Below are 26,088 nucleotides of genomic sequence, written 5' to 3'. Positions count from 1 at the left end.
GCTGCCACCGGCCCACGGCAGTGGACGACGCGGCGGCTGCCCCCTGACCTTGTTTGCCGGGCCCCTCTGTCCATAGAACTGGGATATAAATCTGAATTCCCCTCTTGGCCATTCGCCGCCACAGGCTTCCGCGCTTCTGGCTGGCTCTCACCCTTGGCCTGGTGGCAGCTGGGGTCGGAGGTGCCTGGTGGTGGGAATCCCAGTTGCCGCGCCGGCTGGAGAGAGCCGCGAACGAGGGGCGATTCGACGACTGCATCCGCTACAGCGATCAGCTGGCTTCTCTGCGCTGGTTGAGCGGACGCGCACCGGCGGAGCAGGGCCGCTGCCGCCGGGCCAAAGCTGAACAGCTCTGGCTGCAGCAGAAGCCCGAGGAGGCTCTCAAACTGCAACTGCTGCTGGCCAATTCAGCAGCGGGCACCGAGGCCGACCGGCAGCAGTTGCTGGCCTGGCAGCAGGACCTCAAGGACCGGGCCCTCTCCCGCTTCCAGCAGGGGGACCTGGAGGGGGCCCTCGCCCTGCTCAAGCCGATGGGAGAGCACCACCGGCCCGACGGCTCCGCTCTCGGCGACAGCCTGCGCGAGTTCTGGGCACGCAACCAACTGCAGCAGCAGCGGGCCGTGAAACTGGCAGGTGAGAAACGCTGGTGGGAAGCTCTCGACGCCCTCAATCGGATCGATCACCCCTGGTGGACAACCGCGACGGCGCCCCTGCGGCAGCAGGTGGATCAGGCGATCGTCGGGCTCAGGAGCAAGGAACAGGAGCACCACAGCCACGGTGAGCAGCCACTCGACAGCGTGCCCATCGCCAACCTCGATGCCGCCGTCCAGCGCCAGCTGGCCACAGGCGTCGACGAGTGGACCGCCTTCACCAAGGCCTGCGCCGAGATGGGCGGACGGGTGGTGGAGTCGGGACCGGAGACCACCTGTCGCCGCTGAAGACCGCAGTGCCATCCCCATCCCTTGGGCCATGACAGGATTGGGCCTCCCTCAGCGTCCCCGCGCATGAAGCCTGGAGAACAGGTCAAGGTCTGCCAGAGCGTGGTCGTCTACACCCACCCTGAGCACCGCGGCAAGGCCTTCGATCTGCTGGGACAGCAAGGTGAAGTGCAACAGGTGCTCGACGACTGGAAAGGCAAACCGATCAGTCCCACCCTGCCGGTGATCGTGGCGTTCGGACGTTTCCGGGCACACTTCCGCCCCGACGAACTTGAAACGGCGGGCTGAACGGCCAGGCCCAGACCATCGGGGCTGGAGAACCCAGCTCAACCTGCACGGATCAGGAACACTCCGTCTTCTCCGTCGGTCTGGCGCAGACAGAGCTGGATCGACTCCTGCCTGCTTGTTGGAACAAGGCGTCCACAGAAATCGGGCTGAATCGGCAGTTCCCGATGGCCACGGTTGACCATCACCAGCAGTCGCACCTGATCGGGACGTCCCCAGGTGTGCAGGGCCTCCAGGGCCGCCCGCACCGTGCGCCCGGTGAAGATCACGTCATCCACCAGCACGAGCTGGCGACCTTCGATGTCGGAGGGCAGGTGGGTGGCTTCCACCAGCCGGGTGCCGACCCGCTCCAGGTCATCGCGGTGGAACGTGGGATCGAGGCTGCCCTGCTGGATGGGGTGACCGCAGAGCTCCTGAAGTTGCTGGGCCAGCACCCGGGCCAGAGCCACCCCACGGGTCGGGATGCCCAGCAGCAGCAACTGGCGGCTGTCCACGACTCCTTCGAGCACCTGGGAAGCAAGGCGGCGCACCGTGCGGGCAAGGTCGTCGGCGGAGAGGATCTCAACCCGCCGCTGATCGGATGACGGCACCAAGGGAGTGTTCACGAGGAACCGAAGTTGGTCATTCCATCGTATGGAGGCGGGAATGTTCCCAAAAGCTGACGCCCCCAGACCGGAGTCGGGCTCAACGACCTGCGGGAGTAACTTGACCTTGGAAGACGCTTGAATGACCATTCGGGAAGTCAGGGTGAGCGCAATTCCCAGCTTCAGACCTCCAAACCTTTCATCCGGCCGGGAGTCAGCTTCGGGGCCTGATCGCGATGGCGAAATCGCCCCTGTGGTTCTGGCCATCCTTGATGGCTGGGGCTTTCGGGAAGACGCACGTCACAACGCGATCCAGTCGGCCAGCACACCAGTGATGGATGCCCTCTGGGAGGCCTATCCCCACACCCTGATCCAGGCCAGCGGCGGAGAGGTGGGTCTGCCTGACGGCCAGATGGGCAACTCTGAAGTTGGCCACCTCACGATTGGCTCCGGCCGGATCATCCGTCAGGAGCTGGTGCGGATCGGCAAGGCAGTACGCGATGGCAGCCTGGCCGCCAACCCTTCCCTGAACGAGCTTGCTGATCAGCTTCTGCGTGAGGGCGGCACCCTCCATCTGCTCGGGCTCGGCTCCGATGGCGGCGTGCACAGCCACATCGGCCACCTCGGAGGCCTGCTGCAATGGGCCGCCTCGCGGGGCCTCAGCGACGTCTGCATTCATGTGATCACCGACGGGCGCGACACTCCTCCCCAGAACGCCATTTCCTACCTGGAGTGCATCCAAGCCCAGGTGGAGGCAGCCGGGGTCGGGCGGATCAGCACCATCTGCGGCCGTTACTGGGCCATGGATCGGGACAACCGCTGGGATCGCACCGAGAAGGCTTACCACCTTCTGAGCGAAGCCGGTGAGATCAGCCCGCTCTCCTTCCGGGAGGCCATCCAGGCGGCCTACAGCGAAGGGATCAATGATGAATTCCTCGAACCGCTGCGCCTCGCCCCTGGCCACCTGAAGCCCGGCGATGGGTTGATCTGTTTCAATTTCAGGCCCGATCGGGTGCGCCAGCTGATCCGTTCACTGGTGCTCGACGACTTCGATGAATTCGAGCGCAAGCGCATCAGTCCCCTGCATGTGGTCACCTTCACCCAGTACGAACTGGGCCTGCCGGTGGCGGTGGCATTCCCACCCGAATCCCTCGACGGCCTGCTTGGCCAGGTGGTCTCAGCCCACGGTCTGCGTCAGCTGCGCACCGCCGAAACCGAGAAGTATCCCCACGTCACGTACTTTCTCAACGGCGGTATAGAGCAACCCTTTCCCGGCGAAGATCGCCAGCTCGTGCCATCCCCACGCGTGGCCACCTATGACCAGGCGCCGGCCATGTCAGCCGACCAACTAACCGACAACTGCATCGCCGCCCTCAACAAGAGGGTTTATTCCCTGGTGGTGATCAACTACGCCAACCCAGACATGGTTGGGCACACCGGCCGCATGGACGCCACCGAGCAGGCCATCACCACCGTGGACCACTGCATCGGCCGCCTGGTTGAAGCAACCAACCGGCTGGGCGGCACCGTACTTATCACCGCCGACCACGGCAATGCCGAGCTGATGGAAGGGGAGGATGGCCGCCCCTGGACGGCTCACACCACCAACCCGGTGCCGGTGATCCTGGTGGAGGGCGAAAAGCGCAGGATTGGGGGACATGGGGCCGCGCCCCAGCTGCGTCAGGGTGGTGGTCTGGCCGACATAGCTCCCACCCTGCTACAGATCCTGGGACTGCCCCAGCCGGAGAGCATGACGGGCAGTTCCCTGGTGGAACCCCTGGGACTGGCCAGCCCCAAAGCCTCCTTCGCAGAAGCCCTCCAGGTCTGAGCAGTTAGTTAGGTTGGCAGGATGATCACAACTGTTCTCTCCTGGGTCTGGTTCGCCGTCGGCGTGCTGCTGATTGTGAGTGTGCTGCTCCACAGTCCCAAGGGGGATGGAATGGGCGGCCTGGCCAGCAGCGGCGGTTCGATGTTCAGCAGTGCCCGCAGCGCCGAAGACACCCTCAACCGGATCAGCTGGACCTTGCTTGGGTTGTTCCTCGGCTTGGCGATAGTGCTCAGTGCCGGCTGGTTGCGCTGAGGTTGCCTCTTCAGACCAGGCTTCCAGCTCCCGTTCCCTCCGCCTCAATGTCCTCCTGTGGATCCGATCAAACGCCGAGGAATGCTCGCTTCCTTTGCTGTCCTGTTCAGCACGCTCTGGGGGGGTGACAAAGCCGAGGCAGCCTCGGAGGCCGCCGATCCCAGGTGGCAGCTCAGCGACAGTGAGTGGCGCAAGCGCCTGAGCCCTGCCGCCTACAACGTGCTGCGGCGCGAAGGGACTGAACGTCCCTTCAGCAGCTCCCTAAACAATGAGAAGCGAAAGGGAACGTTTCTCTGCGCCGGCTGCCGCCTGCCCCTGTTCAGCTCCTCGGCGAAATTCGAGAGCGGCACCGGCTGGCCAAGTTTCTGGCAGCCTCTGCCCGCGGCCATCGCCACCAAGACCGACTTCAAACTGCTGGTACCCCGTACCGAATACCACTGTAGCCGCTGCGGCGGCCACCAGGGCCACGTCTTCAATGACGGTCCGCGGCCCACTGGTAAGCGCTACTGCAACAACGGCGTGGCCCTGGACTTCAAGGTCGGCTGAAGCATGCCCGCCTCGGCCGGGCAGATGATCACAATAAAAAAGGAGGGTGGTCTTGCCACCCTCCTGCAGAATCGATCCCGATGGCGGAGCGTGTGAACGCTCCGCCGGAGAGGATCAGTAGTCGAAGTCGCCGCCCATGCCGCCGCCGCCGGCGGGAGCTGCTTCCTTCTTCTCGGGCAGATCGGCCACGATGCACTCGGTGGTGAGCACCATGCCAGCGATCGAGGCAGCGTTCTGCAGACCGGAGCGGGTCACCTTGGCGGGATCAACGATGCCGGCAGCCAGCATGTCGACGTACTCGCCAGTGGCGGCGTTGTAGCCCTCGTTGAAGGGCATGCCCTTGACGTGCTCAGCCACGACGGCGCCGTTGACGCCGGCGTTCTGGGCGATACGCATCAGCGGAGCGGTGAGAGCGGAAGCCACGATGGTGGCGCCGATCAGCTCCTCGCCGGTGAGGTTGGCAGCCGCCCACTCTTCAAGGGCCGGGGCCAGGTGGGCCAGGGTGGTGCCACCGCCAGGAACGATGCCTTCCTCAACTGCCGCCTTGGTGGCGTTGATGGCGTCTTCAAGGCGCAGCTTCTTGTCCTTCATCTCGGTCTCGGTGGCAGCGCCCACCTTGACCACGGCCACACCGCCGCTCAGCTTGGCCAGACGCTCCTGCAGCTTCTCCTTGTCGTAGGAGGAGTCGGTTTCGTCCATCTGCTTGCGGATCTGCTCGCAGCGGGCCTTCACAGCCGCCTCGTTCCCTTCGGCCACGATGGTGGTGGTGTCCTTGTTGATGGTGATGCGGCGGGCGGTGCCCAGCATCTCCAGCTTGGTGTTCTCCAGCTTCAGGCCAGCGTCCTCGGTGATCAGCTGACCGTTGGTGAGAACGGCGATGTCTTCGAGCATGGCCTTGCGGCGGTCACCGAAGCCAGGAGCCTTGACGGCGGCCACGTTGAGCACACCGCGCAGACGGTTCACCACCAGGGTGGCAAGGGCTTCCTTCTCGATGTCCTCAGCAATGATCAGCAGGGGCTTGCCGGTGCGGGCGATCTGCTCAAGTACGGGCACCAGGTCCTGGACCAAGCCGATCTTCTTGTCGGTAAGGAGGATGTAGGGCTCTTCGAGCACCGCTTCCATCCGCTCGGTGTCGGTGGCGAAGTAGGGCGAGATGTAGCCCTTGTCGAAACGCATGCCTTCGGTGACCTCCAGCTCGGTGGTCATCGATTTCCCTTCTTCCAGGGAGATGACGCCTTCTTTGCCGACCTTGTCCATCGCATCGGCGATCATGCGGCCAACCTCTTCGTCATTTCCGGCGGAGATGGTGCCCACCTGGGCAATCGCGTTGGAATCGGAGATCGGTTTGGCATGCTCCTCAATCTTCTTGACGAGGAAGTCGGAGGCCTTGTCGATGCCCTTCTTGAGGGTGATGGCATTGGCGCCGGCGGCCACGTTGCGCAGACCCGCCTTGACCATGGCGTGGGCCAGGACCGTGGCGGTGGTGGTGCCGTCACCGGCGGCATCGTTGGTCTTGGAAGCGGCCTGACGGATCAGGGCGACACCGGTGTTCTCGATGTGATCTTCGAGTTCGATCTCCTTGGCGATCGTGACGCCGTCGTTGATGATCTGAGGAGCGCCGAATTTCTTCTCAAGCACCACGTTGCGACCCTTGGGGCCAAGGGTGACAGCCACGGCTTCCGCCAGGATGTCGATGCCTTTTTCGAGAGCCCTGCGGGCGTTCTCGTTGTAAATAATGCGTTTGGCCATGGAGAGTTAATCTCTTTTAAAGAGGTAGAGGATGGAGCCGTGGGAACGGCTTCCGTAGTAACGAGGGCCTGACTTTCCCAGTCAAAAAAGATGACTAGTTGACGATGGCGAGGATGTCCTTCTCCGAAAGGAGAACGAACTCATTACCGCCGAGCTTGATATCAGTGCCGGCGTACTTGCTGTAAAGGACCTTGTCGCCCACGCTCACTTCCGGAGCCTGGCGGGATCCGTCGTCGCTGCGCTTGCCGGGACCGACCTGCACCACCTCACCCACCTGGGGCTTTTCCTGGGCGGTATCGGGCAGGAGGATGCCACCAGCGGTTGTCTGGTCCGAATCGGACACCTTGATGAACACACGGTCTCCAAGGGGTTTAACCGTGGAAACGCTCAGAGAAACAGCAGCCATGAATCCATGCAATTGCGACAGAGTGACGCCTGGGGCGCCACGACAACGGGGAGTTGGCACTCGTGCCCGTCGATTGCCAACCTAGGCGGATCCATTGCAGCGCGGCAATCCGCTCTCTGTGCGGGTCACCGAACCCCCGGCGGCGGTTGCGTTGCCGTATGACCTCAAGCTGCATGGCCCGTGGGGAAAGCGGTTAGCTGCAGTGGTAAGGTTGCGCCGCTTAAGGCGGGAGGTTCCCGCTGCGCGAATCCTTTCTCGACTTATGGCTGCTGCATCCGCAACCTCCGGCGCCTCCACCGGCATCAAGGGCATTGTCCGCCAGGTGATCGGTCCTGTGCTGGACGTTGAATTTCCTGCAGGCAAGCTTCCCAGGATCTTCAATGCCCTGCGCATAGAAGGCAGGAACTCAGCCGGACAGGACGTGGCTCTGACCGCTGAGGTGCAGCAACTTCTGGGTGATCACCGGGTCCGTGCCGTTGCGATGAGCACCACCGACGGCCTGGTGCGCGGCATGGAAGCCCTGGACACCGGCTCACCCATCTCCGTGCCCGTGGGTGAAGCCACCCTGGGTCGCATCTTCAACGTGCTGGGTGAACCGGTCGACGAGCGTGGTCCTGTCTCCACCACTCTGACTTCACCGATCCACCGCGAGGCTCCCAAGCTCACAGAGCTGGAGACCAAGCCCAAGGTGTTCGAAACCGGCATCAAGGTTATTGACCTGCTGGCACCTTACCGCCAAGGCGGGAAGGTGGGTTTGTTCGGTGGAGCCGGCGTTGGCAAAACCGTGCTGATCCAGGAACTTATCAACAACATCGCCAAGGAGCACGGTGGTGTGTCGGTCTTCGGTGGGGTGGGCGAGCGCACCCGCGAAGGCAACGACCTCTATGAAGAATTCAAGGAGTCCGGAGTGATCAACTCCGAGGACCTGAGCAAATCGAAGGTTGCGCTCTGCTACGGGCAGATGAACGAGCCCCCGGGAGCTCGCATGCGGGTGGGCCTCTCAGCCCTCACCATGGCTGAGCATTTCCGCGACGTGAACAAGCAGGACGTGTTGCTGTTCATCGACAACATCTTCCGCTTCGTGCAGGCCGGCTCCGAAGTGAGTGCTCTGCTGGGCCGCATGCCTTCTGCTGTTGGCTACCAACCAACCCTCGGCACCGACGTGGGTGAGCTGCAGGAGCGCATCACCTCCACCCTCGAAGGCTCGATCACCTCGATCCAGGCGGTCTACGTTCCAGCCGACGACCTCACCGACCCTGCTCCAGCCACCACCTTCGCCCACCTCGACGCCACGACCGTGCTCAGCCGCGGCCTGGCATCAAAGGGCATCTACCCAGCTGTGGATCCCCTCGATTCCACCAGCACCATGCTGCAACCCGCCGTGGTGGGTGATGAGCACTACCGCACCGCCCGCGCCGTGCAGAGCACCCTGCAGCGCTACAAGGAGCTTCAGGACATCATCGCCATTCTTGGCCTCGATGAACTCTCCGAGGACGACCGCCGCACAGTGGACCGGGCCCGCAAGATCGAGAAGTTCCTCTCTCAGCCCTTCTTCGTGGCTGAGATCTTCACCGGCCAATCGGGCGAATACGTGAAGCTGGAAGAAACCATCAAAGGTTTTAACATGATTCTCGCCGGCGAACTCGATGATCTTCCCGAGCAGGCGTTCTACCTGGTCGGCACAATTGATCAGGTAAAGGCCAAAGCTCAGAAGATTGCCTCAGAAGCCAAAAAGGGCTGATTTTCAACATCCCATCCGCTTCCTGAGCACTCACCTCCATGACTCTCAATCTGCGTGTTCTGGCTCCCGACCAAAGTGTCTTCGACGGCATTGCCGATGAGGTGATCCTGCCCAGTATCTCTGGCCAGGTCGGCATCCTCACCGGTCACGTCTCCATGCTCACGGCCCTTGATGTGGGCGTGATGCGGCTGAGAACCGGCAAGGACTGGACCAGCATCGCCCTCATGGGTGGGTTTGCTGAAGTGGAGGCCAATGAGGTCACCGTTCTGGTCAACGGAGCCGAGCTCGGCTCGCGCATTGATCCCAGCAAGGCTGAGCAAGAGGTGGAGATGGCCGAGCAGCTGGCAGCTGGCTTTGAAGGTCAGCCTCCCAGCACCGAAAAGGTGAAGGCCCAGCAGAAGCTGGCGCGGTCTCGGGCAAGGCTCCAAGCAACCCGCGCCAACTGAGGACTCGGGGCTCACCATGAGCCTGCGGTTTTTCCTCGACTCGGCTGATCCCCTCGCCTGGGATGAGTGGATGCCATTCGGATTTTTCCATGGCATCACCACCAATCCCACGCTTCTGCGGCAGGCCGGCCAGATGTGCCACATCGCTGCATTGCGCTCGCTCAGCCAACGTGCCCTCGAGCTCGGCTGCCAGGAGCTGCACCTGCAGGCCTGGGGACGTGAGCCTCAGGCACTGTTGGACTGTGCCCTGGCCCTGGCTGAACTGGCCCCAGGGCGGATCACCATCAAGGTTCCGCTCACCAGGGCCGGCACCGCGGCGGCGGTGAAGGTGATCGCCCAGGGGATTCCGCTCACCTTCACCGCCTGCTACGAGGCACCCCAAGTGCTTGTTGCCGCAGCTCTCGGCGCTCGCTACATAGCTCCCTATCTGGGCCGCATCCAGGATCTGGGCCGGGACAGTCACCAGGAACTGATCACGATGCAGCAGTGTGTTGATCGCAGTGGCTCGAGCCTGCGGCTGCTGGTGGCCAGCCTGCGAACCACCGCCGACCTCAGCCGTCTGGCGGCGGCCGGGATGACCACCTTCACCCTCTCCCCGAAGCTGGCGGCGGCGCTGTTCAGCTGCGAGGCCAGCGAAGCCGCAGCGGCAAGATTTGAAGATGACGCCACCCTGGTGGAGCGGTGAGGGGCAAGGGACGGGAGCTCGGCCTGCAGCTGCGGGCCTGGCACGAGGCCCGTAGCCCGGGGCTGAGCAATGGCAGGGCCATCGCCAACAGGCTGGTGGATCTGCTCGGGGCCGAGGAGCGTCTCAAGGGGCCCGTGCGCGACCTGGCTGACCAGCCCTTGCTGCTGAGGGCACTCCAGGAAAGTGGGGCAGGCCGCAGCACCTCCGTGCAGCTCCTGGCCCAGCAGTTGGGGAGCACATATGCCCCGGCTGTGCTGGAGGAATTGCTTGATCTGCTGGAGGCAGCCACGGGGGTGGCGGTCTCCCGGCCCCAAGGCCCTGAGACCATCCCACCGGCAACAACACCAGACACACCTGCTGTCAAGCGGTCTCAAGGGCAAAAGCGGTGGCTAGGACACTCGCTGCAGGCCATGGGCCCGGGCCTGGCCCTGGCGGCAGGTGCTGCCCTGGTGCTGCGCTGGCTCAGCGGCGAACTCGACCGCTGGCTGTTCAAGTCCTGGAACTGGCAGGGCTGGCTGATGCTGGCGCTCAGCCTGGCGCTGCTGCAGATCCTCAGCCTTGGCCCCCTGAAGCGGGCGCGGCGAGAGTGGCCCCTTGAGCAGGCCGATGCCACCGAGCCCCGCCAGGCCTGGCGCTGGATGACCGCCCCCTGGATCCATCACAGCCATCCCGAAGCGGTGGTGAATGTGGCGCTGCTGCTGATGATCCTGCGGTCTCCTTCACCGCTACCTCTGCCCGATGTGGTGCTGCGTTACGTGCTCACCAGCCTGGCGACAATGACCCTGGCGCTGCTGGTGGCGGAGCGGCGCACCAGTGAGCGCCGCTGGGATGGAGCCGCCGGGGCGGTGAGCGCCCTGATCGGCCTGGCTGCCGCCTCCAGCCTGCTCAACTGGCGTGCTCTGAACTTCAGCCTGGGCCCGATCGACATTCCAACCTGGGTGCTGCTGCTGGTGTACGGCGCCCTGCAGCTGGGCTGGCAGCTGCCCCGCCAGAGCGAGGACGACGACAGTCGTCCCCTTGATCGCTTGCTCAGCAGCCAGTGGTGGTGGGGACTGGTGCTGGGGGTGGCCTGGGCGGTGGTCAACCGGTTGGACACACTGTTACAGCTTGCTCTGAAGTCGAGGGGAGCCGGCGGCTGAGCGGGCTGTTGTGGAACGGCCTCAGGGGCTGGTCTCAGGTCTGGCGCCCCGCCCCGATCGCGGCCATGTACCGCCCCCAGAGCTCGGCCACCAGGGCACCGCTGGCCGCCTGCGCCGGCCGGTTGTCGTCGTTGCCCATCCAGATGGCGGTGAGGATCTCCAGCGCCGGGGAGTAGCCGATGAACAGCACATCCACGCCGTTGTCGGTGGTGCCGGTCTTCCCGCGGCCATCGGCCACCAGCGCAGCAGCCCGCCCCGTGCCGCTGCGCACCACCCCCGCCAGCAGATCGTCCATCACCGTGGCGTCTTCCTCGCGCAGCAACTGGCGCGGCTGCTCACCGATGGGGGTGGTCACACCCCGCTCCGGGCAGGTGGCAAGGCTGTAGATGGAACGGCAGATGCCCAGGTCGTAGATCTTGCTGACGCCGTGCATCGGCACGCTGCGGCCCCCATTGGCCACCACGGCATAGGCCCGGGCCATCTCGTAGAGGAGGGTTTCACGGCCGCCGAGCATGGTGTTGAGATCGGCGTCGAGGGGGGTGCTGATCCCCAGCTGGCGGGCCTTGCGCAGCACCTGCTTCAGGCCGGCTGTCTCCGCCAGACGCAGCGCCACCACGTTCTCGGAATCGGCGAAGCCCCTGGCCACGCTGACGCTGCCGCCGGCGGCCCCTTGGCGGCAGCCCGCCACGTAGGCCAGGGGGGCACAGGAGATGGGCTGCTGGGGGCTGGTGCCGGCCTCAAGCGCCGCCAGGTAGGGGAAGAGCTTGAAGGTGGAGCCCGGCTTGCGCATGGCCTGCACCCGGTCGAAGCTGGAGCGGGAGTAATCGCCGCCACCCACGTAGGCCAGGATCTTGCCGCTGCGGTAATTGAGAGAGATCAAGGCTCCCTGGGTGAGCCCCACCCGCGCGGCCGGCCCCTCAAGGAAGCGCTGCAACTGCTGCTGGGCAAGCTGCTGCAACTTCGGATCGATCGTGCTCACCACGTAGTAGTTGCCGCCTGAAGCTTTCTGCGAAAGGTTGAGGCCGAAGCGGGTACCTTCCAGTTCGCCGAGTACGTAGTCGCTGAAGAAGGGATAGCTGGAGAAGCTGGATTCGCGGCAGGCCGACGGATCGATGTTCAGGGGGCGCCGCTGGGCATCGATCAGCTGCTGATCACGCAGATAGCCCTGCTCATGCATCAGCTTGAGCACCAGGTCGCGGCGCTCGCGGCCAGCAGTGGGATCCTTGGCATTGCATGGGCTGTAACCATTAGGGCTGGGCAGCAGGCCCACCAGGAAGGCCGCCTGGCCCACGTCCAGGTCACTGGCCGACTTGCGGAAGTAGAGCCTGGACGCCTGCTCGAAGCCATCGGTACCGAGACCAAGATGGGCCCGGTCGAGGTACATCTTCAGAATCCGGTTCTTGCTGTAGCCCACCTCCAGTTGCAGGGCCACCCACAGCTCCCGCAGCTTGCGGCTGAGGCTGTAGTCGGTGCCCACCTCGGGGTAATAGATGCGGGCCACCTGCTGGGTGAGGCCGCTGCCGCCGCCGCTGCCCAGCAGAACCGAGCGCAGGGTGCCGAACAGATCGACACCGCTGTTCCAACCGAAGCGCGCCTCCTCCGAAGCCATCAGCGCCTGGCGCAGGTGCAGGGGATAGGACTGGAGGGAGGGCAGAGCGGTGGCGGAGCCATCCTTGGCGTCGATCTGCTGACCCGAGGCTGAGACGATCTTGACGGGGCCTGAGATCAGGCGAATGCGCGAGCCGCCACCGATGGAGGAGACCAGCAGCAGCCCCCCCACCAGCAGCCCCGACCCCAGCAGGCTGCCAAGCCCCAGCAGGTGCACCGCCTGCTCCAGCGGACTGCGGGGGTGCAGGTAACGCAGGCGCGGAGCCGAGCCCTTGAGCGGTGATCCCAACTGCACCTGATCACCGTGGCGCAGACGGATGGAGCGAATGCGGCGATCGCGGTGGAACAGGCCGTTGGCGGAATTGAAGTCGTCGAGGGCGAAATCGCGATCCCCGGAGCGCGGTTTCTCCAGGATGGCGTGCACGCGGCTGAGGCTCTCCGCCTCGATCGGCAGCTCGCAGGCTGGATCACGACCGATGCGATAGCGGCCCTCTGCCAGCACGGTGCGGCTGACCCGCCGCTCCCCCAGCCACAGCTCCGCCACAGCCTGGCGCTCCTGCAGCTGGCTCCAGGCCGAGCGGATGGCGGCAGGGCGCCCGTGAGACCCTCCGCGGCTCCAGGCGGCCAGAAAACGCCGCCAGGCCCCGCGACGAGCACCGGCCAGCGGCTGCCCGGCGCTGGAGCCAGAGTCCTGATCGGTGGTGGTAGCGGGGCCCGAGGCCGGCTCGCGGACACCCTCAGGAGAGGACGGCTCGACCATGCGGGGAATGAACTGGCGTGCCCGGGGATACGCTACGCGCAGCGATCTCCTCGCCCCGTGCTGCGCCAGCGCGATCCCTGGGAGCCCTTCAGGCTCTGGCTGGCCATCACGATCGGGCTTTATGCGATCCGGGCCAGCTTCGCCGCCACCTGGGTGGGGGCCATCCCTGGCTGGGTGCTGCTGGTTCTGGTGCTGGTTGCCCTGCTGCTGGCCAGCAAGGCCCTGCTCTTTCCCGGCCGTGTCACTGCGCACCGCGCCGGCGATGGGGGCTGGTGGAGCGATCTCCAGGACGACAGGCGCCTTTGGTGGCGCCGCCGCCGCGGAAACCCATGACCCAGCCTCCAGCCCAGCTGCGGTTGCGGGATCAGCCGGGCAAGGTGGCCCGGCTCGATCCAGCCAGGCCGCTCACGATCGGGCGTGAGCGCAACAATCGCCTGTGCATGCCAGAGCAGGACGGACTCTCGCCCCACCACGCCGTGGTGCGCCACTCCAGCAGCCATAAGCGCTGGGTGGTGTGCGACTGGCAAAGCACCGATGGCACCTTTCTGCAGGGTGAACGCCTTCAGCAATGCCGACCCCTGGCCGATGGCGATGAGATCAGGCTGGGACGCAGCGGTCCGGTGCTGATCTTCGAGCTGACCGCTGCTGCTGCGTTGCAGCCAGTGGCGCCTGCCGTGAGCAGCCTCGACATCGGTGGCCAGCAGATCGACCTGGATCAGATCCGATCGGCCACGGTGCAGAGCCTGCCACGCCATCCCCACATCTTCAGCTGGTGGTTGCTGGTGTGCCTGGGGGGCCTGCTACTGCTGCCGTTCCCGTTCCTGTTCTGGCCCCTGGAGGTTGCGGCCCTGGCCGGCTGGATCCTGCTGGGCTCCCGCAAGGAGCACACCCTCACTGTGGTGCTGCGTGATGGCCGCGCCCAGCGTCGCAGCTTCGCCAACCGGCTCACGGCTATCTCCCACCGCAATGGGATCCGCAAGGCCATCGGCCAGAGTCTGGAGGCCTGAGACCCCAAACCAGCCCTCCGTGAACTGGATCCTGCCGGAAGGCGCCAGCCTTGATCTGGAGGGGATCTCCAGCCCCCTTCAGGTTCTTCGCGGGCTCGGTGGCGGCACCCAGGGCCAGGTATTCGAGGTGGAGGTGGCCGGCGAACGGCTGGCCCTGAAGTGGTATTTGCCGGCGTGCATTGCCCGCGATCCCCACCTGGAGCGGCGTCTGGGCGAGAGCATCCGCGCCACGGCCCCCAGCGACGCCTTCCTCTGGCCCCTGGCGCTGGTGAAATCCAGCCAAGGCGCGGTGCAGTTGCTGCGCCGCGGCGAACCGAGCTTCGGCTACCTGATGGAGCTGCGACCCACGGGTTTTGTGGGGGCCCATGAACACGTGGGCGGCCACCTGGCCATCGGCCTGCTCCAGGTCCTGCGGGCCAGCTTTTTCCTGGCTGAGGCCTTCCATGCCCTCCACCTCAAGGGCCTCTGTTACAAGGACATCTCCCTGGGCAACCTGTTCCTGGAACCCTCCAGCGGCCGCATCCTGATCTGCGACAACGACAACGTCGATGTGGATGGGCGGGATCTGGGCAGCGTGCTCGGCACCCCCGGGTTCATGGCCCCGGAGATCCTGATGGGCCGGGCCCGGCCGGGAGCCAACAGCGATCTCTTCTCACTGGCGGTACTGATCTTCCGCCTGCTCACCCGCCACGACCCCCTGCGGGGCCGCCGCGAACTGGCGATCCGCTGCCTTGATGAGCCCGCCCGGCGCCGGCTCTACGGCGAAGAGCCGCTGTTCATCTTCGATCCGGCTGATCCGAGCAACCGACCCGATCCGATCGAGCACGTCGCAGCCCTGATCACCTGGCCGATTTACCCCGAGCCGATCAAGCAGCTGTTCGAGCAGACCTTCTGCACAGGTCTACAGGACCCCCAGCGTCGGGCACTGACCGGCCAGTGGATGGCGGCCCTGGCCGCGGCCCTCGACCAGCGTCAGATCTGCGCCAGCTGCGGCCAGGAAACGTTCCCCGCCCCAAGCGATCCGGCCCCCTTGTGCTGGAGCTGCGGCTGCCCCATGCCCCCCCCTGGCAGGCTGCTTCTACCCCATGGCCAGGTGACGGCGGCGCCTGGTAACGAGCTGCATGCCCACCATTTCGACAGCCTGCTACCCCTGCGGCTGAATCAACCACTGGCCCGGGTGGAAGCCCATCCCAGTGATGGCGATCTGCTGGGGCTGCGCAACCTCAGCGGCCACAGCTGGCAGGCCGAGCTCAGGACCGGCAACCGGGTGATGGTGGAGCCGGGACAAGCCTGTAACCTCGCGCCACTGGTGCGGATCACCACACCGGCCGGGGCGGTCGAGCTGCCCTCCTGAGCCATCTCTCGAGCCAAGATCCGATGCCCTTTCCCAACGTCAGGCTCGCCAACCGGCCGCTGCATTTCATCTACATCTGCGACTGCTCCGGCTCAATGGCGGCCCAGGGCAAGATCCAGGCCCTCAATCAGGCGATTCGTCAGTCGTTGCCGGGAATGGCCGAGGTGGCTCGCCAGAACCCGGAGGCGCGGGTGCTGGTGCGGGCCGTGAGCTTTGCTGACAGGGCCGTCTGGCATCTGGAGCAGCCCACAGAGGTGCAGCAGCTGCAGTGGCTGGATCTGCAGGCCGGAGGCATCACGGCCATGGGCGAAGCACTGGAGCTGGTGGCGGCGGTGCTTCAGTCGCCGCCGATGGAGGAGAGGGCCCTGCCGCCGGTGCTCGTGCTGATCTCCGATGGCCAGCCCACCGACGACTTCGACGCCGGCCTCGCCAGGCTGATGCGTGAGCCCTGGGCCCAGAAGGCGGTGCGCCTGGCCATCGCCATGGGCCACGACGCCGACACGGAGGTGTTGCAGCAGTTCATCGGCAGCGATCCCGGCGGCGGCTTGCCCGCTGGTGAAATCCCTGGCGCCAGCGGGCAGACGCCCCTGCACCGCTCGGGCCGCTCGCCCCGCCGGCCCCTGCAGGCCAGCAGCGCCACCTCCCTGGCCCAGTACATCCAGTGGGCTTCCACCGCCGTGGTGGGCGCCGCGTCGATGCCCGCCAGTCGCATGGCTGGCTCAGGGCCCCAGGCCAACATCCCCCTGCCGGATCTGCCCCCCACCCTGATGGATCCCACCGACGACGTCGGTCCCCTGGTGTGGTGAGCGGCTGGAGGCCAGCTCTCCAGGCCAGGCGCGTCGGCGCGGCCCACCAGCGCCAGGGCCGCCCCTGCCAGGACGCGGTGGCCGTCTGCCGATACCGCAGCCGGGATGGCCAGCCCGTGCAGGTGATGGCGGTGGCCGATGGCCACGGCGGTGAGCACTACCTCCTCAGCGACGTTGGCAGTTCCCTCGCCTGTGACCTGGCCCTGCAGGTGATGGCGGAGCACCTGGGCCTCTGGGACCTGCAGGGCGCACAGGCACCGGGGCTTGACACATGGGCCCACTGGCTGGCGTCGGAGCTGCCCCAACGGATGCACAGCCGCTGGTTGGCTCTGGTGCGGGAGCACTGGCAGCGGCACACGGCCCTGTCTTCAGCTCCGGATCAGGCTCCCTGTTCTGAAGCCACCACGCCCGAGTCCGAGGTGCCAAGGCTCTACGGCACCACCCTGGGGCTGGTGGTGATGGCCCCCCGTTGGTGGGGTTACACCGGTGTGGGCGACTGGGACCTGGTGCAGGTGGGCGCTGATGGGCAGGCCGCACTGCTCAGCGAGGAAACGGCGGGGGATGGCGGCGGCGAGGCCACAGGCAGCCTCTGCCTGGAGCAGGCCGCCGGGCTGTTCCGCAGCGGACTGGAGCCGATCGAGGACCAAGAAGCCAGCTTCGGCCTGCTGCTGAGCACCGATGGCATCCGCAAGTCGTGCGCCACCGACGCAGATTTTCTGTTGCTCACCGCTCACCTGATCGCCACCCCTGCCGCCGGAGCCAGCGAGGTGCTGGCCGCGAACCTGGATCAGATCACCAGCGAAGGCAGCGGCGACGACGTGTCAGTCGCGATGGCCCAGCACGGCAGCCTCTTCAGCCCCAACCAGGTGAACATCAGCGAGGAGAACATCAGCGAGGAGAAAGCGCCTGGCGATCTGCCCATTCAGGCCAGGACCATTCGCGCCCAGAAACCCTTGCTGCTCGGGGCCTTGCTGGTGGCCACCGCCGGCCTCGGGGCAGGCTGGTACTGGCTGCAGCAATCGGGCATGGCCCCTGCCCCCCCAAGAGCCGTTCGGCGCCAGATCAACCAGCTCTGCCAGGGCCCCGCCAACGCCATCGCCGGCACCCTCAGCAACCGGCGCAGCCAGTTCACGGATCTGCGCCAAGGGCGCCTCACAGCCCCGCCCTTGCTTGACGCGGCCGATCTGGATCCTCTCGGGGCCCTGATCGCCAGCAGCTTCGATCCCGCCTCAGGTGGGATGGTGCAGGGGGAGGCCCTCACGGCTCTCGGTCTCTGCCCACTCCTGGCTGCTGCCCTGCAGCGTCAATGGCAACCCCCGACCATCCCTGATCTCCCCGACCGATGAACGACCACCAGCTCGGAGCCGCCCTCAGGCAGCAGGTGCTCAGCGACCTCCAGCGCGGCCGCGGCGCCGAGGGCCGTCGTTTACAGGCGCTGGCCGGAGACCTCTGTGGCGAGGAGCAGATCAAGCTGCTGCCGGCCCTGCGCCATCTGGTGCTCTCAGCCGCCTTCGCCAGTGCGGCCAGCCAGAGCCCGCCCCTCTCCGATACGCGGCTGCTGCCCAGGCTGATGCAGGAACTGGAGGAGGTGTTCAATCCCGCCATCTGCCAGCGCATGCAGAGCGTGGTGGGGGGATTGATCGGCCTGCCGCCCAAGGACGTTTCAAGCTCATCCTCAACCTCAATCCCAGCCCCTAGCTCAGCCCCAGCCCCCAGCTCAGCCCCAGCGGCAGCCATGCCCAACACGGCTGCACGGATTAAGGCAGCGCGCAGATCTGCAGTGCCAGCTCCTGTGACTCCCCTCCAACCTCCTGCCACTCCACCCCTGCAGGCTCCGGCCAGGCGAGGCGGGGGCAGCAACGCCCTGCTCGGTGTTCTCGCCTTCCTCACCGGCGGCCTGGCGGTAGCCCTGGTGGGCGCCGTGGTGCTGCTTCAGAAGTCCCCGCCCAGCACGGTGGAAAGCCCCTCCACCCCCAGGCCCAGATCGGAATCACCAACGACCGCTGAGAAACCAGCCACACCACCCCAGGAACCGAGCCTGCCGGAACCGGAGCCAATCACAGCGCCACAGCCGCCGCCGGCCAACACCGACCAGGCGATCGCCAGCGTTCAGGGCCTCTATGCCGCTCTCAGCAGCAAGACCTACGACCAGGCCCGCCGCTTCTTCGGGGGAGCTGCGGCCGATCAGTTCGATCCCGCCTTCTTCGAACAGTTTGAGCAGGTGAGCGTGTCCAATCTGCAGGAAACCAGCCAGGACGGCTCAACCGTCACCCTCCAGGGACTGGTGACCTTCGTCTACCCCGATGGCAGAGTCCAGACCGAGAGCCGCCGTTTCAGCGTCGACACCGCCACCACTCCCGCCCTGATCACCGCCAGCGACTTCGCGGGGGTGGTCAAGCCCCGTTAGTTGTGGTCCCTCACCAGATTGTCGATGCCGGCAGCTGCGACGATGGGCACAAAAAACGCCCCATGCGGGGCGCCCTGCTGATGGAACACTCAGTCCATCTGTGACACCGATCAGGCTGTGCCGCAGAAGGTGACATCGGGAAACTTGACCTTTGCTTCCTCGAGGGCCTTGCCCTTGCCCTCTTCCTGCCAGTAATTGATCACTTCGGTGGCCTTGTTGAGGATCTCAACCCGCTCGTTGTCGGTGATCCACGACTTGGCTTCGAGCTCGCCCTTGAGCGTTTCCCAGGCATCTTCCCGCGGCCAGAAGAAGTAGGCCGTCAGAGGACTGGGACCGCCTCCCACGATCTGATCCACGGCCAGCGCGACGTTGTCGGGCAGCCAGAGGATCTTGAGCAGGAAGCGGCCCTCATCGGCCTTGGGGGTGTGACCGGAAGGCACCCCGTCCTCATCGACCGTGGCCGTTGCCAGGGCGGCGCTGGCTCCACGCAGGGGAGGACGCCCCTGGGTGGGAGCCTCTTCAGCGGAGCTCACCGCCACGGCCGCCTCGGCGGGTAGTCCTGCGGTGGCAGCGCTTTCGGTGGCCGTCATGGTTTCGGCGCTCAAGGCAAAAAGGCAAACAACTAACGTACCAGTCCCTGAACCAGCCTCTCTGCAGCCCCGAGCCGTTCTTCTTTTCGACATCGACGGGGTGATCCGGGATGTCAGTGGCAGTTACCGGCGGGCCATTGCCGAAACCGTTCATCACTACGACGGCTGGCGGCCTGAACCGGGCCAGATCGACGCCCTCAAGGCCGAAGGCCACTGGAACAACGACTGGCAGGCCTCGCTGGAGTTGCTGAGACGCCGGGGGCTCCAGCCCCTGCCACCCCTCGACGCAGTGGTGGAGGTGTTCAGCCGACTTTATTTCGGTGGCGATCCTGATGGTGATCCAGCCGGCTGGAGGGGCTTCATCCGCAGCGAACCGCTTCTGGTGGAGCGTGACTTTTTCTTGAAGCTGGAGCAGGCCGGCATCGCCTGGGGCTTCGTCAGTGGCGCTGAGCCGCCCTCCTGTCGCTACGTGCTTCAGCAGCGCCTGGGCCTGGTGGATCCGCCCCTGATCGCCATGGGCGAGGCGCCCGAGAAGCCTGATCCCACCGGCTTTCTGCACCTGGCCCTGAAGCTCGGCACCACCGCCTCAGGACACGCACTGCCGGTGGCCTACCTGGGCGACACCGTGGCGGACGTTCGCACGGTGATGGCCGCCCGGCGCCAGCGACCGGACCTCACCCTGCTCAGCCTGGCGGTGGCCCCGCCGCATCTGCAGACACCGGAGCTGGCCACTGCCCGACAGAACTACGAGCAGGGGCTGCTCTCAGCTGGGGCGGATCGACTCATTCCCAGCACCGCCAGCCTGAAGCCAGACCAGCTCCTGGGTTGGCTGGGGACCATGCCCCTCAACGCTCCATCGCCACCGGCGACTTGAGGGCGGCGGCGGTGAGCACCTCATGGCCCACCTCGGTCACGGCCACATCGTCTTCGATGCGGATACCGATCCCCTTCCAGCGTTCTTCGATCTGAGGCTGGCCCTCCGGCACTGCCAGGCGGTCGCTCACGTAGAGCCCGGGCTCCACCGTAAGGACCATGCCCGGCTCGAGCGGCTGGGGATGTTCACCGAGGCGGTAGGCGCCGACGTCGTGGACATCGAGACCCAGCCAGTGGCCGGTGCGGTGCATGTAGAGATGTCGGTAAGAGCCCTGCTCGATCAGCTCGTCGATCGACCCACTCAGCAGCCCGAGCTCCCGTAAGCCCTCCACCAGCACCCGCAGGGCCGCGCCGTGGACCTGCTCGGCGTCGGCGCCTGGAGCCACGGTGGCGATCGCCGCCAGCTGGGCCTCGAGCACCAGCTCGTAAAGGGCTCGCTGTTCGCCGCTGAAGCGGCCACTGACCGGGAAGGTGCGGGTGATGTCGCCGTTGTAGTAGTCCGACACGCTGCAGCCGGCGTCGATCAGCAGCAGGTCCCCATCCCGCAGCAGGGCATCGTTGCGGGTGTAGTGCAGCACGCAGGCGTTATCGCCGCCGGCCACGATCGAGCCATAGGCCGGACCGCGAGCGCCCTGCTCGAGGAAATGCTGCTCGATCACCGCCTGGATCTGGCGCTCGCTCAGCCCCGGACGGGCCACCTCCCGGGCGCGTTCATGGGCTTCGGCGGAGATCCGCGCGGCCTCCCGCAGCCGATCCAGTTCGGCCGGGCTCTTGCGCAGGCGCATGTCCTGCAGGATCGGGCAAGGGGCCACCAGGCCCAGGGCCGCCCGTCCTGTGCGCGGCGCACGATCGAGTTGCTGGCCCCAGGCCTGGAGCACCAGGGGCTCCACGGTGGCGTCGCGGCCCACGCGGAAGGCGATCCCTTCGGCGCCCTGGAGGTAGTCGGAGAGGCGGGAAGCCAGCTCGGCGCGGGGATGGGCCAGATCGGCACCGAAGTGCTCCACCGCCCCCTCGCAGCCCCAGCGGAAGCCATTCCACACTTCGGCGGAGGGATCCCTGGGCTCTACAAACAGCACGAAGGGGTTGTCGCTCTGGTGGGGCAGGAAGAGGGCTACGGCCCCCGGCTCATCGAAGCCGGTGAGGTACCAGAAGTCGCTCTGCTGGCGGAAGGGGTACTCCACATCGGCGTGGTGACGCACCAGCGCTGCCGCCGGAATCACGGCCGCCGCACCCCCCAGGGCCTCCAGGAAACGCACACGACGCTGGTGGAACTCGGTCTGGGGGATCACCATGGGGACAACGCCTCTAGCGAGAAGATGGCATACCCCATTGAATGAACGTGCTCCCATGCCGCGATCGGCCGCGACGACACCCCGATGAATGAGCTCCTGGGTCTGGCGGCCTTGGTGGTGGTCATCCTGATCGGCTCGGCCCTTTGCTCCGGAGTGGAGGCGGCCCTGCTCACGGTCAACCCCCTGCGCGTGCACGAACTGGCCAGTCGGCCGAGGCGAGTGAGGGGGGCCAGGGCACTGCTGGCCCTGAAGAACCGCATGGGCCGCGCCCTGGCCGTGCTGGTGATCCTCAACAACGGCTTCAACATCTTCGGCAGCCTGATGCTGGGCAGCTACGCCGGCTGGGTGTTCTCCAAGCTCGGCGTCGACCGGGTGGCCATCCCCCTCTTCTCCGTGGGGCTGACGGTGCTGGTGATCATGCTCGGGGAGATCCTTCCCAAGGCCGTGGGCAGCCGCCTGGCGCTGCCGTTGTCGCTGGCGAGCGCCGCGGCGGTGAGCCTGCTGCTGCGGCTGATGCTGCCGCTGGTGATCCTGCTGGAGCGGATCATGCCGGCGATCACCGCCGAGAGCGAACTCACCACCGACGAAGAGGAGATCCGCCTGCTGGCCCGCCTCGGGTCCCAGAAGGGCCAGATCGAAGCCGACGAGGCGGCGATGATCGCCAAGGTGTTTCAGCTCAACGACCTCACCGCCCGGGATCTGATGGTGCCGCGGGTGGCGGCACCGACGGTGTCGGGCCATGCCCCCCTGGAGAGCGTGCGCGATCTGCTGCTCACCAACAGCGCTGGCTGGTGGGTGGTGCTCGGCGAGGAGGTGGATGAGGTGCTGGGGGTGGCCAGCCGCGAGAGCCTGCTGGTGGCCCTGGTGGAGGGCCGCGGCCTAGACAGCGCCCTCAGCCTCACAGAACCGGTGGAGTTCGTCCCCGAAATGATCCGCGCCGATCGGCTGCTGACAGCCTTCCGCCGCAGCAGCCATTCGGTGCGGGTGGTGGTGGATGAATTCGGGGGGTTCGTCGGCGTGATCGGTGCCGACGCCGTGCTGGCTGTGCTGGCGGGCTGGTGGCGACGTCCCCAACCCGTCGGGGAGGCCCAGGGATGACCGCAACGGCCATGGCTCCGCCGCCGATCCTCGAGCGTTGTGAGCAGCTGCTGCTGCGCTGGCGCGGCCAACTGTCTCTGAGTCCCCGGGAGCGCACCAGCCTGGGGCCGGAACTGGCCGCCTTTGATCGCCAGCTGGAGCGGCTACGGCGCCGGGAGGCGCATGTGGCCGTTCTCGGCCGGGTGGGAGTGGGCAAATCGAGCCTGCTCAATGCCCTGCTGGGGGAGCCCCGTTTCGCCACCGATCTGGCCCATGGCTCCACGAGAGCGCAGCAGCGGCAACTCTGGTCCGGGGCCATGGCCGGGCCGCTGCAGGTGCAGCTGGTGGATACACCTGGCATCGATGAGGTGGCCGCCGCAGCCCGGCAACGCCTGGCCGCCCGGGTGGCCCTGGGGGCTGATCTGGTGCTGGTTGTGCTCGACGGCGACCTCAGCCGGGTGGAAGCCGACGCGGTGCAGCTGTTGCTGAGCTCGGGCAAACCCCTGCTGCTGGTGGTGAACCGCATCGACGGCTGGCCCGAGGGAGAGCGAAAAGCCCTGCTGGCCAGCATCCGCAGCCGGCTTCCCGCAGCCGCCCGTGAGCTGGAGCTGGTGACCGTTGCCGCGGCGCCCAGGGGAGGGGTGCTGCGCCCCGATGGCAGGGTGCGCAGCGAGCAGCTGCCGCCGCAAGTGGAGCCCCTGCGCACGAGGCTCAGAGGGCTGCTCAAGGCCCATGGGGAGCTGTTGCTGGCCCTCAATGCCCTCGCGGCCGGAGATCGCTTCAACCAGCGTCTCTCGCACTGGCGACTGCAGCAGCACCGCCGCCAGGCCCAGACGTTGATCGGACGTTTCGCAGCCCTCAAGGCCACGGGCGTGGCCGCCAACCCGCTGATTCTTCTGGATCTGACCGGTGGGCTGGCCCTGGACACGGCCTTGGTACTGCAGCTCTGCGAGCTCTACGGGCTGCCGCTGAGTGGGCCCCAGGCCAGGGCACTTCTGGGCCGTCTCTCCAGCCACAGCGCCTTGCTGGGGGCCGCCCAGCTGGCCCTGCAACTGCTGCTTGGAGCCGTGCGCCAACTGCTGCTGCTGGCGGCGCCGGCCACCGCCGGGCTGTCCCTGGCTCCGGCGGCACCGGTGGCCCTGGCCCAGGCGGCCCTGGCGATCCAGACCACACGCCAGACGGGGAAGCTGGCCGCTGCCGCCCTGTTGAACGGGGCCCAGCGCGGCCGGGCCCGACCCGGGGCGCTGCTGCGCCGCCTGGGACGCCATGACCCCCAGGCGCGTCTATGGCTGCAGCAGTGGCAGCTGGAAGGCCGAGAGGCGGTGAATGCCAGCCTGCTGCCGTGAGTGAATCAGCCGGCCAGCCGGCCTTGGTGGCCCTGTTCGGAACCAGCGCCGATCCACCGACCCTCGGCCACCGCACCCTCCTGGCGGGGCTCACAAGGCACTACCCCATGGTGAGGACCTGGGCCAGCGACAACCCCTTCAAGACCCATGGGGCACCCCTGGCCGTGCGGGCAGCCCTGCTCGAGGCGGTGGTGGAGAGCCTGGAGAGTCCCAGGCTGCGCCTCGACCAGAGCCTGAGCAGCCCCAGGGCCCTGGACACCTTGAAGCGGGCGGCGCAACAGTGGCCCGATGCGGAGCTGGTGTTCGTGGTGGGCAGCGACCTGCTTCCCCAGATCCAGCGCTGGTACGCGGCGGATGAGATCCTGCACCGTTGCCGTCTGGCGGTGGTGCCGAGGCTGGGCTGGCCGCTCGACTCCCTGCAGATCGAGCAGCTGAACCACCTGGGTGGACGGGTGGAAGTGCTGCCCCTGGAGATTCCGGCCACAGCCAGCTCCGCGATCCGTCGCCACCCCGACCCGCAACTGGTGCCGCCAGAACTCTGGCCGGTGTTGCTGGAGCAGAATCTCTATGGTCTGCGCACCTGTCAGGCCAGCCGTCCTCCCCTGCGCTGATGCGTCTTGCCCTGGCTCAGATCAATCCCCTCGTGGGGGATCTGCGCGGCAACTCCGCCCAGCTGCTGGAGCACAGCCAGCGCGCAGCGGCTGCGGGCGCCGATCTCGTAATCACCCCCGAGCTCTCGCTCTGGGGTTACCCCCCGCGAGACCTCCTCTTGCGCCCCTCCCTGCTGCAGGAGCAAGGGCGGGTGCTCGAGGCCCTCGCTGCCGAGCTGCCGCCGGAGCTCGGCCTGCTGCTGGGCCTGGTGGATCCGATTGCCGGTCGCGAGCTGCCGGGGTTGTACAACGCCGTTGCGCTGGTGCAACGGGGCAGCTGGCGGATAGTGGCACGCAAGCGGCTGCTGCCCAGCTACGACGTCTTCGATGAACGGCGCTACTTCCAGCCCGGTGATCACGCCTGCCTGCTGGAGTGGCGTGAGGCAGGGCGGGTCTGGCGCCTGGGGCTCACCATCTGCGAAGACCTCTGGGTGGAGGAGCGGGTGCAGGGCCACCGGCTGGCAGGCGCCGACCCGATCGCCGAGCTGGCGTGCCAGCGTCCCGATCTGCTGCTGAACCTCTCCGCCTCCCCGTTCGCCCAGGGCAAACTGGAGCTGCGTCTGCAGCTGGCGGCAGCGGCAGCAGCCCGGCTGGGCTGTCCGGTGGTGTACGTGAACCAGGTTGGGGGCAACGACGAGCTGGTCTTCGACGGGGGCAGCTTCGTGATCGATCCCCAGGCGCGGGTGCTGCGCCAGCTGCCCTGTGCCCAGGTGGCCCTCGACCTCTGGGAGCCCGCACCCCGGGGAACAGCCCCAGCGACCCCAGCCTCCACCGCGCTGCCGCCTCAGCCACTGCCAGCGCCCATGGAGCAGCTGTTCCGGGTGCTGGTGCTTGGGGTGCACGACTATGCCCGCAAATGCGGCTTCCAGCAGGTGGTGCTGGGGTTGAGCGGCGGCATCGACTCGGCCCTCGTGGCCGTGATCGCCGCGGCGGCTCTCGGGCCCGGGCAGGTGCAGGCCCTGCTGATGCCCTCCCCGTACAGCTCGGCTGGGTCGCGCCTCGATGCGATCGCCCTCACCGACCGGCTGGGACTACCCCATCAGACCGTGGCGATCGAGACCTTGATGGGGGCCTTCGACCACAGCCTGGAGTCCGTTCTGGGCGGTGCTCCCCAGGGGCTGACCGCCGAGAACCTGCAGTCACGTATCCGCGGCACGCTGCTGATGGCAGTGGCCAACCAACAGGGCCGCTTGCTGCTCTCCACCGGCAACAAGTCGGAGCTGGCGGTGGGCTACTGCACCCTGTACGGGGACATGAACGGCGGGCTCTCAGTGATAGGTGATCTCTACAAGACCACCGTGTTCCGGCTCTGCCACTGGCTCGACAGCGAGGCCGCCGCAGATTGCCGACAGGCCCTGGGCCTCCCCGTCAGCGGCGAGCTGATCGGCGCCGCCATCCGCACCAAGCCTCCAAGCGCCGAGCTGAGGCCCGACCAGCTCGACACCGATTCCCTGCCCGACTACGACAAGCTCGATCCCCTGCTCAGGGCCTACATCGAGGAGCTGCGCTCACCGGAGGAGCTGATCGGCGAAGGTCACGTCGATGGGGAGCTGGCACGTCGGGTGTACCGGTTGCTGCGCACGGCCGAATTCAAACGCCGCCAAGCGGCTCCTCTGCTGAAGGTGAGTGGCCGGGCCTTCGGAGGGGGCTGGCGCATGCCCATCGCCGCCGGACCGCTCACCTGAAGGACGCTCATCGAAGCGGTCCGTGCCCAATCCATGG

General features: G+C 66.6%; 26 protein-coding genes. 20 read left to right on the top strand and 6 right to left on the bottom strand.

The features are described from left to right. Positions 1 to 104: 104 nt before the first annotated feature. Together KBY93_RS01710 and KBY93_RS01705 are read left to right on the top strand one after the other, a co-directional pair. A complete protein-coding gene (locus KBY93_RS01710; protein WP_255092513.1) occupies positions 105 to 935 on the top strand; it encodes a hypothetical protein in 831 nt (276 codons plus the stop codon). 66 nt (positions 936 to 1,001) lie between these two features. Further along, positions 1,002 to 1,223: a ferredoxin-thioredoxin reductase variable chain gene (locus KBY93_RS01705; protein WP_094554728.1), complete on the top strand. Its 222-nt coding sequence runs from the start codon at positions 1,002 to 1,004 to the stop codon at positions 1,221 to 1,223. Positions 1,224 to 1,261: 38 nt separating this feature from the next. On the opposite strand, the gene pyrR is transcribed toward KBY93_RS01705, so the two are convergent. Then, complete coding sequence (gene pyrR, locus KBY93_RS01700) at positions 1,262 to 1,813, bottom strand: bifunctional pyr operon transcriptional regulator/uracil phosphoribosyltransferase PyrR (protein ID WP_255092512.1); 552 nt, start codon at positions 1,811 to 1,813, stop codon at positions 1,262 to 1,264. Between the two features lie 244 nt (positions 1,814 to 2,057). On the opposite strand from pyrR, the gene gpmI reads away from it, so the two are divergent. From gpmI to msrB, 3 genes are all read left to right on the top strand, one after another. After that, on the top strand, positions 2,058 to 3,632 hold the full coding sequence (gene gpmI / locus KBY93_RS01695; protein ID WP_255092511.1) for a 2,3-bisphosphoglycerate-independent phosphoglycerate mutase: 1,575 nt from the start codon (positions 2,058 to 2,060) through the stop codon (positions 3,630 to 3,632). A 21-nt stretch (positions 3,633 to 3,653) separates the two neighbouring features. Further along, positions 3,654 to 3,884: a preprotein translocase subunit SecG gene (gene secG, locus KBY93_RS01690; protein WP_255092510.1), complete on the top strand. Its 231-nt coding sequence runs from the start codon at positions 3,654 to 3,656 to the stop codon at positions 3,882 to 3,884. A gap of 81 nt (positions 3,885 to 3,965) precedes the next feature. Next, a complete protein-coding gene (gene msrB / locus KBY93_RS01685) occupies positions 3,966 to 4,430 on the top strand; it encodes a peptide-methionine (R)-S-oxide reductase MsrB (protein WP_255092509.1) in 465 nt (154 codons plus the stop codon). A gap of 114 nt (positions 4,431 to 4,544) precedes the next feature. On the opposite strand, the gene groL is transcribed toward msrB, so the two are convergent. Then, positions 4,545 to 6,179: a chaperonin GroEL gene (gene groL / locus KBY93_RS01680; RefSeq protein WP_094554733.1), complete on the bottom strand. Its 1,635-nt coding sequence runs from the start codon at positions 6,177 to 6,179 to the stop codon at positions 4,545 to 4,547. Positions 6,180 to 6,273: 94 nt separating this feature from the next. Next, positions 6,274 to 6,585, bottom strand: coding sequence for a co-chaperone GroES (groES, locus tag KBY93_RS01675; RefSeq protein WP_094554734.1), 312 nt, complete (start codon positions 6,583 to 6,585; stop codon positions 6,274 to 6,276). Between the two features lie 262 nt (positions 6,586 to 6,847). On the opposite strand from groES, the gene atpD reads away from it, so the two are divergent. From atpD to KBY93_RS01655, 4 genes are read left to right on the top strand one after another with little or no spacing between them, the layout of a single operon-like run. Further along, entirely contained in the window at positions 6,848 to 8,326 is a 1,479-nt protein-coding gene (atpD, locus tag KBY93_RS01670) for a F0F1 ATP synthase subunit beta (RefSeq protein WP_255092507.1), read from the top strand. 38 nt (positions 8,327 to 8,364) lie between these two features. After that, positions 8,365 to 8,772: an ATP synthase F1 subunit epsilon gene (atpC, locus tag KBY93_RS01665; protein ID WP_255092505.1), complete on the top strand. Its 408-nt coding sequence runs from the start codon at positions 8,365 to 8,367 to the stop codon at positions 8,770 to 8,772. A gap of 16 nt (positions 8,773 to 8,788) precedes the next feature. Then, entirely contained in the window at positions 8,789 to 9,457 is a 669-nt protein-coding gene (locus KBY93_RS01660; protein ID WP_255092503.1) for a transaldolase family protein, read from the top strand. After that, positions 9,454 to 10,596 carry a rhomboid family intramembrane serine protease gene (locus KBY93_RS01655; RefSeq protein WP_255092502.1) on the top strand — a complete coding sequence of 381 codons (1,143 nt, stop codon included), beginning with the start codon at positions 9,454 to 9,456 and terminating at the stop codon, positions 10,594 to 10,596. Before KBY93_RS01660 ends, KBY93_RS01655 begins: the two co-directional genes overlap by 4 nt. A 34-nt stretch (positions 10,597 to 10,630) precedes the next feature. On the opposite strand, the gene KBY93_RS01650 is transcribed toward KBY93_RS01655, so the two are convergent. Continuing rightward, the gene (locus KBY93_RS01650) at positions 10,631 to 12,964 is read right to left on the bottom strand and encodes a transglycosylase domain-containing protein (protein WP_255092501.1); all 2,334 of its coding nucleotides are present in this window, start codon (positions 12,962 to 12,964) and stop codon (positions 10,631 to 10,633) included. A gap of 57 nt (positions 12,965 to 13,021) precedes the next feature. Here KBY93_RS01650 and KBY93_RS01645 point away from each other — a divergent pair, with 57 nt between their 5' ends. From KBY93_RS01645 to KBY93_RS01620, 6 genes are read left to right on the top strand one after another with little or no spacing between them, the layout of a single operon-like run. Further along, positions 13,022 to 13,297: a hypothetical protein gene (locus tag KBY93_RS01645; RefSeq protein ID WP_255092500.1), complete on the top strand. Its 276-nt coding sequence runs from the start codon at positions 13,022 to 13,024 to the stop codon at positions 13,295 to 13,297. After that, on the top strand, positions 13,294 to 13,971 hold the full coding sequence (locus tag KBY93_RS01640) for an FHA domain-containing protein (RefSeq protein WP_255092499.1): 678 nt from the start codon (positions 13,294 to 13,296) through the stop codon (positions 13,969 to 13,971). The genes KBY93_RS01645 and KBY93_RS01640 overlap by 4 nt, the downstream gene beginning before the upstream one ends. A 19-nt stretch (positions 13,972 to 13,990) precedes the next feature. Next, positions 13,991 to 15,325 (top strand): protein kinase domain-containing protein, encoded by a 1,335-nt coding sequence (locus tag KBY93_RS01635; RefSeq protein WP_255092497.1) that lies wholly within the window; start codon positions 13,991 to 13,993, stop codon positions 15,323 to 15,325. A gap of 23 nt (positions 15,326 to 15,348) precedes the next feature. Further along, positions 15,349 to 16,131, top strand: a complete 783-nt coding sequence (locus KBY93_RS01630) for a VWA domain-containing protein (RefSeq protein WP_255092495.1) — start codon at positions 15,349 to 15,351, stop codon at positions 16,129 to 16,131. Further along, a complete protein-coding gene (locus KBY93_RS01625; protein ID WP_255092494.1) occupies positions 16,128 to 17,477 on the top strand; it encodes a protein phosphatase 2C domain-containing protein in 1,350 nt (449 codons plus the stop codon). The genes KBY93_RS01630 and KBY93_RS01625 overlap by 4 nt, the downstream gene beginning before the upstream one ends. Continuing rightward, a complete protein-coding gene (locus tag KBY93_RS01620; RefSeq protein ID WP_255092491.1) occupies positions 17,474 to 18,538 on the top strand; it encodes a hypothetical protein in 1,065 nt (354 codons plus the stop codon). Before KBY93_RS01625 ends, KBY93_RS01620 begins: the two co-directional genes overlap by 4 nt. Positions 18,539 to 18,648: 110 nt before the next feature. On the opposite strand, the gene KBY93_RS01615 is transcribed toward KBY93_RS01620, so the two are convergent. After that, on the bottom strand, positions 18,649 to 19,128 hold the full coding sequence (locus KBY93_RS01615) for a 30S ribosomal protein PSRP-3 (protein ID WP_399222321.1): 480 nt from the start codon (positions 19,126 to 19,128) through the stop codon (positions 18,649 to 18,651). Between KBY93_RS01615 and KBY93_RS01610 the strand changes: the two genes are divergently transcribed. Beyond that, positions 19,127 to 20,002 carry a TIGR01548 family HAD-type hydrolase gene (locus KBY93_RS01610; RefSeq protein WP_399222378.1) on the top strand — a complete coding sequence of 292 codons (876 nt, stop codon included), beginning with the start codon at positions 19,127 to 19,129 and terminating at the stop codon, positions 20,000 to 20,002. The two genes, KBY93_RS01615 and KBY93_RS01610, sit on opposite strands and share 2 nt — an antisense overlap. Here KBY93_RS01610 and KBY93_RS01605 read toward each other — a convergent pair. Next, on the bottom strand, positions 19,974 to 21,293 hold the full coding sequence (locus tag KBY93_RS01605) for an aminopeptidase P N-terminal domain-containing protein (RefSeq protein WP_255092488.1): 1,320 nt from the start codon (positions 21,291 to 21,293) through the stop codon (positions 19,974 to 19,976). The two genes, KBY93_RS01610 and KBY93_RS01605, sit on opposite strands and share 29 nt — an antisense overlap. Positions 21,294 to 21,377: 84 nt before the next feature. Here KBY93_RS01605 and KBY93_RS01600 point away from each other — a divergent pair, with 84 nt between their 5' ends. From KBY93_RS01600 to KBY93_RS01585, 4 genes are read left to right on the top strand one after another with little or no spacing between them, the layout of a single operon-like run. Next, positions 21,378 to 22,391, top strand: coding sequence for a CNNM domain-containing protein (locus tag KBY93_RS01600; protein ID WP_255092487.1), 1,014 nt, complete (start codon positions 21,378 to 21,380; stop codon positions 22,389 to 22,391). Then, positions 22,388 to 23,716, top strand: coding sequence for a GTP-binding protein (locus KBY93_RS01595; RefSeq protein ID WP_255092485.1), 1,329 nt, complete (start codon positions 22,388 to 22,390; stop codon positions 23,714 to 23,716). The genes KBY93_RS01600 and KBY93_RS01595 overlap by 4 nt, the downstream gene beginning before the upstream one ends. Further along, on the top strand, positions 23,713 to 24,327 hold the full coding sequence (locus KBY93_RS01590; protein ID WP_255092484.1) for a nicotinate-nucleotide adenylyltransferase: 615 nt from the start codon (positions 23,713 to 23,715) through the stop codon (positions 24,325 to 24,327). The genes KBY93_RS01595 and KBY93_RS01590 overlap by 4 nt, the downstream gene beginning before the upstream one ends. Beyond that, the gene (locus KBY93_RS01585) at positions 24,327 to 26,051 is read left to right on the top strand and encodes an NAD+ synthase (protein WP_255092483.1); all 1,725 of its coding nucleotides are present in this window, start codon (positions 24,327 to 24,329) and stop codon (positions 26,049 to 26,051) included. Before KBY93_RS01590 ends, KBY93_RS01585 begins: the two co-directional genes overlap by 1 nt. Positions 26,052 to 26,088 lie beyond the last annotated feature (37 nt).

Source organism: Synechococcus sp. J7-Johnson (assembly GCF_024345795.1).
In the GTDB taxonomy this organism is placed as follows: Bacteria; Cyanobacteriota; Cyanobacteriia; order PCC-6307; family Cyanobiaceae; genus Regnicoccus_A.
Note: the sequence above shows the minus strand (reverse complement) of the source record. Positions and strands in the feature narration are given on the sequence as shown.